The sequence below is a fragment of the Pantoea sp. X-Soil-OKNW-556 genome, assembly GCF_059730695.1.
In genome coordinates, this window is record NZ_AP035991.1 from 18,383 (window position 1) to 31,360 (window position 12,978).

Here is a 12,978-nt window from a genome sequence, read left to right on the forward strand (position 1 = left end):
TTCGAATTTTGCGCCATTCACTGTAATCAGTTGTCGGGTGAAAATGGCGGCTGAAATTTCCATAGATGCCCATATAATTAGCACGGTAATAATTTGTATAACAAATCAAAATGCCTTCCTCCCAGGCTTCTGCCAGGATACGCTTATCCGTGCCTGCTCAAGGTCTTTTTTGCTTTATGAAGTGGCTTTCTCAAAGTGCAGTGCTGTTTTCTGCCAAAACTTGTCTTGCCGCCTTTCTGGCTTTTTACATTGCTCTGGAACTCAATCTCGATAAACCGGCCTGGTCGTTGACCACCGTGTATGTCGCCTCGCAGCTCTATTCTGCTTCGACGGTGTCCAAATCCATCTTCCGCTTTATGGGAACGGTGCTGGGCGGGTTATTCACGCTGTTGATCTATCCAATGACGGTACAGGAACCGATGCTGTTCAGCCTGTGCATCTCGCTGTGGGTGGCGGTGTGTCTCTATCTCTCGCTGCATGACCGGACGCCAAAAAGTTATGTCTTTATGCTGGCGGGCTACAGCGCCGCCATTATGGGATTTCCCGATGTCACTTCACCGGCATCGATCACCTACACCGTGATTTCACGTATCGAGGAAATCACCGTCGCAATTGTGTGCAGTAGCCTGGTGCATCGTCTGATCATGCCGGTATCAATGCGCCATCTGCTGGAGCAGAGTGTCAGCCAGTGGTATCAAAATGCGCGCAAGCTATGCAGCGAACTGGTGACATCGACACCTAATGATAAGGCGCTTGAGCGGGAAGGCATCCTGATTCAGATGGCTAACTATCCCCTCAATGTGGAGACGCTGATTACTCACTGTGTTTATGAAGGCGATGCGGCGCGCCGTCTGGTGCGTCTGGTAAGCGTGCAGTATCAACATCTTTCATATCTGATCCCGACACTAACGGCGATTGAGTCACGGCTTAACTTGCTGGCACAGCAGCAAATTCTTTTCCCCGAGTATGTGGCGCAGGCGTTTCAGCAATTTCTCGTCTGGCTGAACGGTGCAGAAGACCAACCGGTGCATGACCATTTGCTGGCGGCGCAGGAACAACTCAAACTGGCGTGGGAGGAGGGCCGGCTTAACAGCGAAGAAAGCATTTTGCTGCTGGGATTGCTGGAGCGTTTGCTGAATTTTGTCCGTATTGCCAATGCCTACCACAGCGTCAGTGAGCGTGTCAGTGAGTGGACACCAACGGTGAAACCGGGGAAAACCGTGGTGCGCAGCCACCGCCATATCGACAAAGGCTTATTGTTACTCTCCTCTTTCACCGCCTTTACCGCCACCTTCGCCACCTGCCTGTTTTGGATTGGCAGCGGCTGGGTCGATGGTTCGACTGCGCCGATGATGGCGGCGGTACTTTGCTCATTCTTTGCCGGCATGGATAGCCCGATTGCTCCGATGAAGCTGTTCCTTAAGGGGGTGATCATCGCGGTGGCGATCAGCCTGATGTATATCGTCTTTCTCATTCCACAGGCGGTGACGTTTGAAGCCTTGGTGATCTGTCTGGCTCCAGGATTACTGGCGTTGGGGCTGGTGATTGCCAATCCCTCCACCAACCTGATTGGCCTGATTGTGGCGACCCAAATACCGGGTTTTATCGGGATGAGTCACCACTTCAAACCTGACTTACTGCTTATAGTGAATGCGGTGCTGTCGACGATGGTAGGGATTGTGATTGGCGTGGTGATCACCGCCTTAATCCGTAATAAACGTCCCTCCTGGACGGCGAAGCGCGCGGTACGTAAGGGCATTCGTGAGCTGCTGCAATTTATCACCACGATGCGGCTGGATGGCGTGACGATGTCGATGCGACAGCAGTTCGTGGCGCGTACGCTGGATAAGGTCAACGTGATCCTGCCACGTAAGCGGGTTGATCCGGTGCCGGATCTGGTGTCCGGTGGCAACCTGATTGCTGAAGCCTGGCTGGGAGCCAATTGCTATGACTTTTACGTACGGCATCAGGCGCTACTGGCGACGCATCACATCGATAGTGGCGCAATGTTCCATGAGTTAAGCCAGTTCCTTAAGCTGCGCCTGAAATCATTGCAGACGCAGCCGCAGCCAGCCTTGCTGATGGAGCTGAATCATTTATTACTCGGCCTGGAAGCGGGTGCCATGCAGGAACGTGCGTTATTTGCTCCACTGTTCCATTTGTTCAATATTCGGTTATCGTTGTTTCCGACGGCACGCTGGCCGGAAAGGATAAAGGACACAGAATGAAACTGATCGGCCTGATTGGCGGAATGAGCTGGGAATCGACGGCGCTCTATTATCGCATCATCAATGAACAGGTAAAGCAGCAGTTGGGTGGATTGCACTCGGCACGCAGCCTGATGTACAGCGTTGATTTTCACGAAATCGAGCAATTACAGGTTGCCGGTGAGTGGCAAAAAGCCGGAGAGATTCTGGCGGCAGCGGCAGTCAGCCTTGAGCGGGGTGGAGCGGATTTCATCGTGCTCTGTACCAACACCATGCATAAGGTTGCCGGGCAAATTACGGCGGCGGTAAATATTCCGCTGCTGCATATTGCTGATGCTACGGCGGAGCGTATCCGTCAGTCAGGCGTGAAACGCGTTGGATTGCTGGCGACGGCCTTTACTATGGAACAGGCGTTCTACAAAGGACGCCTGCAACAGGAGTACGGTATTGAGGTGCGGGTGCCCGCCGCCGCGCAGCGCAAGGTGGTGCATGACATCATTTATCAGGAGCTGTGTCTGGGGATCATTCGTGATGAGTCACGCGCGCGGTATCGCGAGATTATTGCGCAGCTGGTGGCTGACGGGGCGGAAGCCATTATTCTCGGCTGCACGGAGATCACCTTGCTGGTGAAGCCGGAGGATGCCAGCGTGCCGCTGTTCGATACCACGCTGATTCATGCCCAGGATGCGGTGAAGGTCGCGTTGTCGTAGCAAAGCCGCCCGCCAAAATTGGTGTTATGCCGCAAAACTGACAGGTATTTGTTCACTAAATCACCTGTGTTGACTATTCTCTCCCGAAATTAAATGTTGTGAACTGACTTTCAGGGAGAGAAAGCATGTTAACTAACACAAATTTCCGTGAGGATAATCGGAAGAGTTCGCACAATCGTTACCTGTTATGCTTTGAAAATAAAGATTTTTATGCCGATGTTGAATCGTTTACGGGGGAGGAGGCACTCAGCCAACCGTGGCGTTATGCGATCCGTTTTTGCTCTGAAGATCGTGATATCCCGCCTGATAGTCTGGTGATGAAAAAGGCCTCGTTCAGGATCCGCGCTCCCACAGATGGCAATCCCCCCGAGACTCAGTGGCAAGAACAACGCGAAATCAATGGTGTGATAACCGGTATGTCGCGTGTCGCTGCCAGCCGCGATGAAGCGCTATACGAAATCACGCTTGAACATCCCCTCTCTTTGCTCGCTCATACCCGTCGTTTTGCCATTTTTCAGAATCTCGCCGTGCCTGAACTGGTTTGCCGTGTGCTCAAGTCGCACGGTATGCATGGCTATGAAATCGATATGGATGGCCTGTGCTGGACTTACCCCGAGCGTGAAATGATTGTCCAGTGGGGGGAAACCGACTTGCATTTCATTCTGCGTCTGTTGTCTGAAGTGGGGATTTGGTTTCGCTTTGAGCCACATGAAACGACCAGCCATTTAACGGTCATGGTTTTTGGCGATATGCCGTCACGGTACATTTTTGGTCATAAAATCATCGCATTACCCCAGGCTGGTATGTCGGGGCAACACCTGACCATCCGCAATATGACCAGCTCTGCGTCGGTGGTGCCTGCGGCGGTTCACACCCGCGACTATGACTACCGCATCCAACGCCTCACCGCCCTGGAATCCTTTGCGGATATGGGGAATGAAGCGCCTTTCACTCGCGGCCGTGATTACCATTACGGCGATATTCATCACGGCGAAGGCGATCGCTGGGCAAGTATGCAGGGTGGCGAAGCCGAAACGGCCTGGTTTTTCTCCCGTATTCGTCATGAGCGCCATTTATGTCAGCGCATCCGGCTCGCCGCACAGGTTGATGATCCCGCGCTGTTACCCGGTAGGGTGGTGGGAATTATCGGGGAACATCCCAGCTCTTTTGCAGATGGCATGCTGGTGGTGAGCCTGAACTGTCGTGGAGGTCGTAATACGCCTTTCCTGGCTGAGTTAAGCGGCATTCCCTTCAGCGCACGCGTGGCGTGGCGACCCGAACGGATCGCACGTCCCGTTATTGCGGGCACGGTACCGGCGCGAATCTCCGGGCTTCATCTTAATGACACTCTGGCGCGCCCCGATCGCCAGGGGCGCTACCGGGTTAAATTCAGCTTCGACCTGGATGAATGGGTGAAGGGGCAGGAGAGTATGCCGGTGCGTCTGGCGCGAATCTACGCGGGGGACCGTTTTGGCGTGCATTTCCCGCTACTGGATAACACCGAAGTCGCGATTGCCTTTGAAGGTGGTGATCCGGAGCGTCCCTACATTGCGCATGTCCTGCATGATGTTATCAATCCAGACCTGGTCAATGATCTCAATAGCACACGCAACGTCATCCGTACCTTTGGAAAAAACAAATTGCGGATGGAGGATGAGAAAGGGCGTGAGCATATCAAGCTGGCAAGCGAATTTGGTAAAACGCAGCTCAATATCGGCCATCTGGTAGACAGCAAGCGTCAAGCTCGCGGTGCGGGTGCTGAACTCCGTACTCAGCACCATGCATCCGTCAGAGCAGGGGAGGGGATTCTCCTGACCACTGCTGCTCAGCCGAATGTTAATGGCAGCCAGCTTGAGATGGCCGCAACCATCCGCCATCTGGAGCAGGCGCTGAGCCTGGCTTATAGCCTACAAGGGAGTGCGGGCCAGGCCGGGGCTGATGCAGTGGATACCGCGCCCCAACAACAACTTAACCAGTCGCTGACCGGGTTAAACAAACCGGGCATTGTTGCCTGGGCCGATGCGGGGTTGGTGCAGGCCACGCCGGAGAGCCTGCAACTTTCCGCCGGGCAGGATGCCGTGATTACCGCCAGCAATAACGGCAGCGTGAATATTTTTAAAACCTTATCACTGGCGGCTGGTCAGGGGATCTCCGCATTTGTGCGCCGTGTGGGGATCAAACTGATTGCCGCGTCCGGCCACATTAGCTTACAGGCGCAGCGGGGCAAGCTAACCGCGCTGGCAGATCAGGATATGCAACTGACCAGCGTGAACGGCGAAGTGCAAATCAGCGCGAAGAAGGGGTTATTTCTTCACTGCGGTGGCGGCGGGATTCGCATCCATCCGGGCGGGGGCGTGGAAATTTTTTCGCCGAAATACATTGAACAGAAATCACCGACGCTCAGTTACCAACAAGGTGAGATGGCGAAGATTGTGGATCCGGTATTTGCGGATAATCCGCTGGCGCGTCGGGTTCGTCTGTTTCGAGAGGGCGACCGCAAGCATCCACTGCTTAATCAGGCCTTTCAGGTCACTACCTCTGATGGCAGCGTGGTTGAGGGGACCACCGATGCGAACGGTCATTCGCCGCTACTGGATTTGACCGAGACGGAACAGCTTGAAATAACGTTAATCAGGGAGGCAAAACGATGAGCAAGGAAAAGCAGTCGGACGATGTGTTCAACAACCCGGTTCTCGGGACTTTTATTGGTGTGCCCCGTGATACCGCAGGGGCAATGCTCACCCAGGAATTTGCGGTGCGCAGCCCATTACCCTGCATCGTTATTCTGGTGCATGGCGTCAACGATATCGGTGACGCCTACGAGACACAGGAGCAGGGGATTGTCGCCGGGCTGAATACCCGGCTGGCGCGCACCGATATGCATCCTCATCAATGGGCGGAGATAAGTGGCTTAACCGACCTGAACGGTGCTGCACGGCGCGTGATCCACAGTGGACGCTCGCCGGTGATCCCGTTTTACTGGGGATATCGCCCGGTGGACCGCGAGACGTATGACAACGACCAGCAGCGTTACCGGGATGAAGTCAAAAAGCTCGGGCTGGAATCGGTGCTGCCGTATGACGCGTTTCAGGAGAATGATCCAAAACGCCTGAAAAAACTTAACCCGGAAATGCGCGGATTCTGCAACGATAACTACGGTAACGTGCTGGATCTGGCCGTCGCCAAAGGGGGTGGTACTTTTGCCAATGCCACCACCTGCATCCCGGATATGCTCGGACCGGGCGCCAACGGCGGCGCGATCTGGATGGCGGGCGTTTACAGCCGCAAGCTGAACGGGGGGGATTATACCCACCCGATTTACGGCAATCCGCACCGGATTTATCAGTTCTTTGCGGCACAGCGGCTGGCGGATTTGATTCTTGAGATTAGAAAAAACCCTAAAACTGAACTTGATACCATTAATATCGTTGCGCACAGCCAGGGCACCATTATCACCATGCTGGCCAATATGCTGGTAAGACAGCAGGACCCCCAATATGCAGTGGCTGACTGCACCATCCTCTGCCATTCCCCTTATTCGCTGGCACCGCGTTTTCTGGAAAACCAGCTCCCGGGCCGCCAGCAGACCGCAAAAGCCCGTCAGGAAACCCTGTGTAACTTTTGTCGGCTGATGGCGACTAACCCCAAATATGATCCTGCCGGGCGCTATCACCCGGACTTTGTGCAGGCGATGATGAACGACGGTACGCTGGCGCGCAAACACCAGTGGCACAGCGACCCGCGCTACGGCCGCAACAATTATGGTCGGGTGTACAACTACTTCTGCCCGGACGATGGCATCGTGTCGCTCCAGAACGTGCAGGGTTTTGGCTGGCGAGGGATCCCTGACCAGTTAGCCGCCGGGATGGAGAACCTTTACCAGCGGGCGTTTTGCCAGCGCTATACCACCGGAGGCAACCCGACGGGGCAGCCGTTTGAGAAACCGGCCTGGCAAGAAGGAGATTTCCGCTATGACGGTTGGGCCACCAACGCGACCTATCCGCATCACAGCGGTGTAACTATCAATGCCGAAGCGCTGCCACAGGTGTTTGAACTGACCATGATGGGCAGCAGCAATGAAGGGGAGATGAAGTTTAAAACCGGTATTGCGGGAGAGGATCGCTATATCGATTATTCCGCCCGTGCCCACGAGGGCGTGTGGCAGGTAAAAGAAACCCGTCCGGTGCTCGAATTACACGCCTATTTTATGCAACCGGGGCATGTACTCACTGAAAATGAATTGAGTGCGGTGAATTATTATTACAAAACGCAGTTTACCGGCGGCCGGGTTATTGGTTCTCAGCAGCGTATGGAATATCGGTTATTGCGGAATAAAACCGACCAGGAAATTGAAGAGATGGCGAAATATGGCGATCCGGTAAAATTCAGCCAGCATTCGGCCATTGTGATGGACCCGAACGTGCAGGAAAAAGCGGTGGCGTATGACCTGGCGATTGGTAACTGTATGGCATTTGAAGACCAGGAGTTCTGGCTGCGGCTAAGAAAGCTGGCCGACTGGCGGCATAAATATAATCCGAATGAGTTTGCGAGGTTATATTACATCACCGGTCAGCTGGACTTGGATAAAACCAAAAAATTCATGAACAAACCTGATGGAATTTTACCAGACGGTGAATTTGGCGTCGTGAATGAGTACCACCCTGCAACCAAAATTGATCCGGCTCGACCTGGAGAATTTCACCATAAAGAGATCCCGTTACCTCAGTGGGATATGCCGTAATCGGTCAATTATTTGGATCTTCCCTCAACAGGCCACAAGATGGTGTTTTAATGATGCGAAAATATGTAAAAGGATTTACCTCGATGATGCTGGTTGTTGTTTTGTTGATTCTAGGCGGGTGCAAGAGTCACTTATTAAAACCTCAGCAGAAGCCGGTACAGGTGGTGTACCGTTTTGATGACCATCGCTGGCTGGAATTACAGGGATTTAACTGTGAAGGGGCCTTGTGGTTTGTGGACCAGAAACGGGGGATCAGGAGTGAAGTGCATGAATGGGGTTACCGGATTTTTACCAAACCCTATATTCATCCCTCAGAGCGTTATATTGCTATACCCGGTTGGGGTATGATTGGTGTAATGACCATTTCAAAAGATTATGGAAGAACCTGGCAAACAACCTCAATAAATGGTGAAGAAGACAATGGTTCAAATGCGCCCGGTTATGACAATATCCAGTCCCTGACCGTCGTCAACGATCAAGGTTTTCTCCTCACCAAACAGGGACGCATTTATATGTCGTCGCTGCCTTTTGACGATCCGCGTCTGCAACCCGGCGGAACAGGTGTGGACTATGTTGTGGAGTTCAGAGGGAGGAAAATAGCTCACCATATCTATGCCATACGTCCGGCTGAAGGCCTGGATACATCATTATGGGGCCGTGAATATATCGATCCGCGCATTTTACATCGCTCGGTAAACCAGTATTACACCAACTTCCAGAATCTGCCTGACCGCATACCCGAAGTTAAAAACTATCAGGGCTGGACACATATGAAATGCGACCTGAATGCCGGGCTCTGACCGGTAGCGGCGCGATTTTTGGGGCACCAAAGAAAACAGTACGGTCAACCAGTCAGGATATCAAAAAGATGGCGAAATACAGCGAAATGGTGGGATCTGTCAATTGTCTGGAACTTCCCGCCACCGGCCAAAAAATGGTGTTTTAATGATGCAAAAATATGTAAAAGGATTTACCTCGATGATGCTGGTTGTTGCTTTATTCATGGTTAGCGGATGTCAGGGCAACTTGTTAAAACCGCGCCAGAAACCGGTGCAGGTTGTATATCGTTTTGATGACCATCGCTGGCTGGAGCTGAAAGGTTATAACTGCGAGGGTGAACTCTGGTTTGTGGATCAAAAACGGGGGATTCGCAGTCAGCTTTGGTTTCAGTCCTATAAAATTTTTACCAAGCCCTATATCAATGCATCTAAACGTTATATTGCGGTACCCAGTTGGGATATGACCGGGATTATGAGTATTTCAAAAGACTATGGGAGAAGCTGGCAGACATCTTCAATCAAAGGAGAAGAAGATGACGGTTCAGATTCACCGACTTACGACAATATCCAGTCCCTGACTGTCGTCAACGATCAGGGTTTTCTCCTCACCAAACAGGGACGCATTTATATGTCGTCGCTGCCTTTTGACGATCCGCGTCTGCAACCTGGCGGAACAGGTGTGGACTATGTTGTGGAGTTCAGAGGGAGGAAAATAGCGCACCATATCGACGCCATACGTCCGGCTGAAGGCCTGGATACATCATTATGGGGCCGTGAATATATCGATCCGCGCATTTTACATCGCTCAGTGAAACAGTATTACACCAACTTCCAGAACCTGCCTGACCGCATACCCGAAGTTAAAAACTATCAGGGCTGGACGCATATGAAATGCGACCTGAATGCCGGGCTCTGACCGGTAGCGGCGCGATTTATCGCGCGATTTTTGGGTCACCAAAAAAAACAGTACGGTCAACCAGTCAGGATATCAAAAAGATGGCGAAATACAGCGAAATGGTGAGATCTGTCAATTGTCTGGAACTTCCCGCCACCGGCCAAAAAATGGTGTTTTAATGATGCAAAAATATGTAAAAGGATTTACCTCGATGATGCTGGTTGTTGCTTTATTCATGGTTAGCGGATGTCAGGGCAACTGGTTAAAACCGCGCCAGAAACCGGTACAGGTGGTGTACCGGTTTGATGACCATCGCTGGCTGGAGCTGAAAGGTTATAACTGCGAGGGTGAACTCTGGTTTGTGGACCAGAAACGGGGGATCAGGAGTGAAGTGCATGAATGGGGTTACCGGATTTTTACCAAACCCTATATTCATCCCTCAGAGCGTTATATTGCCATACCCGGTTGGGGTATGATTGGTGTAATGACCATTTCAAAAGATTATGGAAGAACCTGGCAAACAACCTCAATAAATGGTGAAGAAGACAATGGTTCAAATGCGCCCGGTTATGACAATATCCAGTCCCTGACTGTCGTCAACGATCAGGGTTTTCTCCTCACCAAACAGGGACGCATTTATATGTCGTCGCTGCCTTTTGACGATCCGCGTCTGCAACCCGGCGGAACAGGTGTGGACTATGTTGTGGAGTTCAGAGGGAGGAAAATAGCGCACCATATCGACGCCATACGTCCGGCTGAAGGCCTGGATACATCATTATGGGGCCGTGAATATATCGATCCGCGCATTTTACATCGCTCGGTAAACCAGTATTACACCAACTTCCAGAATCTGCCTGACCGCATACCCGAAGTTAAAAACTATCAGGGCTGGACGCATATGAAATGCGACCTGAATGCCGGGCTCTGATTATTTACCCGGTGCACAATAAATAATGGACATTAAAGGATTAAGCACATGATAAAAGGCGTTATCCGTCTCGGAGACAAATTATCGCACGGTGGAAGCGTGACTGATGCGACCGGTGAAATGTTTGATGGCAAACCCGTCATGTTATTGGGCGACAGCGCCCGTTGCACCATTCATGGTAAAACCAAGGCTGACGAGGGCCATCCTGGATGGACCATGAATGGCCGGAATGTGGTGACAGAGGCGTACCAGGCTAAATGCGGCTGCTCGTTCGTTTCTTCATTACCTGTCGCAGGGGCTGTTGAATCATGAATATCTGGAAATCCCTCCCTGAACCTTATTGGCCAGACGATCTGCGCTCCCCTGGCCTGATCAGCCTGTTCTTCTCTCTTTTGCCGGGAATTATTATTGCGATTATCAGCGCACTGGTGTTAGAACCGGAGGCATCCACAAAGCTGAAGATCATATGGATACTAGTGATCCCTGCCCTTGTAGGCGCTTTCATTTACACCCTTATCTTGCTTTTCCACAGTGTCAGTCAGTTTTGGGCCGACATGATGGAAAAAAGTTATATTGAGCAGCGTAATTGGTGGATTAACCACGCCTCAGCCGGTATCCGACTGGCTGAACATAGCTCGCTTTTTCCGGTGGAAGATGCGGCTCTTAAAATGCTTCGCCTGGAAGGGGAAATGCCGCCGCTAAAAGATATTCCGCGTAAACTCAGTGTCGGCGTTGATGAAGACATGGGGTTGAGTCGCACGCAACAGATTTTAACCCATTTGTTAGACCAACTCGATATTGCAACGCTTAACAGGCCGGAAGTCTGGCTATACATCCGCAACGCCGATCAACCAACCCAGCAGGATGCCAGCGCCATCATACATAATCACACATTACTGCAAAAACCGACCCTCCATTTGCTCCAGGCGCTGCCACAATGTTCGATGCTGGAAGAATGGATCATGACCTATTTTTGTGATTCCCGTTTGCTGATTATCATGGAGTTGCAGGGAGCTAATGACGACGCATTCTGTGAATACGCCACGGCGCTGTTATTTGCTCATCAATGTCCATCACCTGACACCCGGATGCCGGTGTGGTGTTTTCGCAGCCTGAACTGCCATCAGCATCAGGTCGAGAAATACCTGGATATCTTATTCGCCGCAAAGCAGGTGGTGCCAGCCAATTTACGCCACGTATGGAGCGGGAATTTGCAGGGTGAAGCTTTGCATTTGCTCAAGGATGCCTTCAACGAAACACTGAGTGGCATACCAGAGCATAACTGGCACCGTTTACCGGTTGCTGCAACCTGGACGCCGGGTTATCGGTGGCTGATGCTGGAGTGGGCGGCGCAGGCGATACGTCATGGGCAACGGGGCCAATTACTCGCAACGCAACAGGGCGAAAAACAGCAAATTAACGTGGCGATGATGTCTGGAGAACGTATCAACTCCCCCGCAGATGATGGCAATAATTGGCTACAGATACTTCATGGAATATTCAAGATTATTACGCTCATTTCGCTCATCGGTCTTGAAATCTTGTTGATTCGCTTCTCTTTGCCCAAAGAGACTCAGGACGATGCGTTCATATACCTGTTTATCATGCCAGCAGGCATGATGTTACTTGCCCTGGGGATTTTTACCCAGGGTTTAAATATTGCGCGTCGCCACAGAGAACGGATTATTGATTATTACCGTCGATAACCGGCCTGCGTGGTTTTTCTTCAGCTGCATTTCTCCGACGTAACGTCTGTAATAACACCTGAAACGCCGGAGAGAGCAGGCGACGGCTGGGGTAATAAATATGATAACCGGCGAAAGGTGCGCACCATTCTGCCAACACCCGCACTAACTGACCTTCTGCCAACTGGGTTTCCACCATGTCTTCCATCACCATCGCCAGGCCCACTCCGGCTTGTGCAGCCTTCAGCGCCGCGCTGAGGTTGTTGACAATAAACGGCCCATTGACGCGAACGTTAAGCTCGCGTTCTCCCTGAGTGAATTCCCAGGCGTAGATGCCACCGGAACTGGGGAGGCGGATATTGATGCAGGCATGCTGAGGTAAATCGTGTGGCGACGTAGGGGCTGGATGGCGGGTGAAATAGTCAGGTGTGCCCACCACGGCCATACGTAACTCGGGGCCGATACGAGCGGCAATCATATCCTGTTCTACCCGTTCACCCAGACGAATTCCGGCATCAAAGCGTTCACTGACGATATCCGTCAACGCGGAATCCAGCGATAGCTCGATTTTAATATCGGGGTAGGTGTGCAACACCTCATTAATGGCGGGCCAAATCAGGGTATCTGCGGCGTGTTGACCAGCGGTGATGCGTACGGTGCCAGCAGGTTTATCGCGAAACTGGCTCAGTGATTGCAAACGATTGTCGATATCGCTAAACGCCGGGCGCAAGGTATTCAACAGCTGTTCACCGGCTTCGGTAACAGCCATATTGCGGGTGTTACGAATCAACAGCCGTACGCCTAGCCTCTCTTCCAGACGTCGGACAGTTTGGCTCAACGCAGGCTGTGAGGTTGAGAGCCTCGCGGCGGCACGCGTGAAACTCATTTCCTCAGCCACTACTAAAAAAGCAGCCAGGTCACCCAGCTCATCTCGCAGCATTTATAAATCTCAGATCTAAGTTCATTAACTATTAAGCATCTTATCACCTGAATCCGCCGCGTATAGACTTTCGCTCATTGATTGAACCGCCTG

10 protein-coding genes are annotated in these 12,978 nt (G+C 52.0%); 9 read left to right on the forward strand and 1 reads right to left on the reverse strand.

What is annotated here, in order from left to right; genetic code table 11:
* Positions 1 to 176: 176 nt before the first annotated feature.
* The 9 genes from AC6I8T_RS20770 to AC6I8T_RS20810 all read left to right on the forward strand — a co-directional run bounded on the left by AC6I8T_RS20770 (position 177) and on the right by AC6I8T_RS20810 (position 11,966).
* Positions 177 to 2,228, forward strand: coding sequence for an FUSC family protein (locus AC6I8T_RS20770; RefSeq protein WP_208726101.1), 2,052 nt, complete (start codon positions 177 to 179; stop codon positions 2,226 to 2,228).
* On the forward strand, positions 2,225 to 2,917 hold the full coding sequence (locus AC6I8T_RS20775; protein WP_415173263.1) for an aspartate/glutamate racemase family protein: 693 nt from the start codon (positions 2,225 to 2,227) through the stop codon (positions 2,915 to 2,917). The genes AC6I8T_RS20770 and AC6I8T_RS20775 overlap by 4 nt, the downstream gene beginning before the upstream one ends.
* 125 nt (positions 2,918 to 3,042) lie before the next feature.
* Positions 3,043 to 5,568 (forward strand): type VI secretion system Vgr family protein, encoded by a 2,526-nt coding sequence (locus AC6I8T_RS20780; RefSeq protein ID WP_497834322.1) that lies wholly within the window; start codon positions 3,043 to 3,045, stop codon positions 5,566 to 5,568.
* Positions 5,565 to 7,658: an SGNH/GDSL hydrolase family protein gene (locus AC6I8T_RS20785; protein WP_497834323.1), complete on the forward strand. Its 2,094-nt coding sequence runs from the start codon at positions 5,565 to 5,567 to the stop codon at positions 7,656 to 7,658. The genes AC6I8T_RS20780 and AC6I8T_RS20785 overlap by 4 nt, the downstream gene beginning before the upstream one ends.
* Before the next feature lie 83 nt (positions 7,659 to 7,741).
* Positions 7,742 to 8,458 (forward strand): T6SS immunity protein Tli3 family protein, encoded by a 717-nt coding sequence (locus AC6I8T_RS20790; RefSeq protein ID WP_497834324.1) that lies wholly within the window; start codon positions 7,742 to 7,744, stop codon positions 8,456 to 8,458.
* 148 nt (positions 8,459 to 8,606) lie between these two features.
* Complete coding sequence (locus AC6I8T_RS20795) at positions 8,607 to 9,353, forward strand: T6SS immunity protein Tli3 family protein (RefSeq protein WP_497834510.1); 747 nt, start codon at positions 8,607 to 8,609, stop codon at positions 9,351 to 9,353.
* 160 nt (positions 9,354 to 9,513) lie between these two features.
* Positions 9,514 to 10,260, forward strand: a complete 747-nt coding sequence (locus AC6I8T_RS20800) for a T6SS immunity protein Tli3 family protein (protein ID WP_497834511.1) — start codon at positions 9,514 to 9,516, stop codon at positions 10,258 to 10,260.
* A gap of 48 nt (positions 10,261 to 10,308) precedes the next feature.
* Complete coding sequence (locus AC6I8T_RS20805) at positions 10,309 to 10,572, forward strand: PAAR domain-containing protein (protein ID WP_497834325.1); 264 nt, start codon at positions 10,309 to 10,311, stop codon at positions 10,570 to 10,572.
* On the forward strand, positions 10,569 to 11,966 hold the full coding sequence (locus AC6I8T_RS20810) for a hypothetical protein (RefSeq protein WP_497834326.1): 1,398 nt from the start codon (positions 10,569 to 10,571) through the stop codon (positions 11,964 to 11,966). The genes AC6I8T_RS20805 and AC6I8T_RS20810 overlap by 4 nt, the downstream gene beginning before the upstream one ends.
* Here the strand turns inward: AC6I8T_RS20810 and AC6I8T_RS20815 are convergent.
* Complete coding sequence (locus AC6I8T_RS20815) at positions 11,944 to 12,885, reverse strand: LysR family transcriptional regulator (protein ID WP_208725986.1); 942 nt, start codon at positions 12,883 to 12,885, stop codon at positions 11,944 to 11,946. The two genes, AC6I8T_RS20810 and AC6I8T_RS20815, sit on opposite strands and share 23 nt — an antisense overlap.
* Between the last annotated feature and the right edge of the window lie 93 nt (positions 12,886 to 12,978).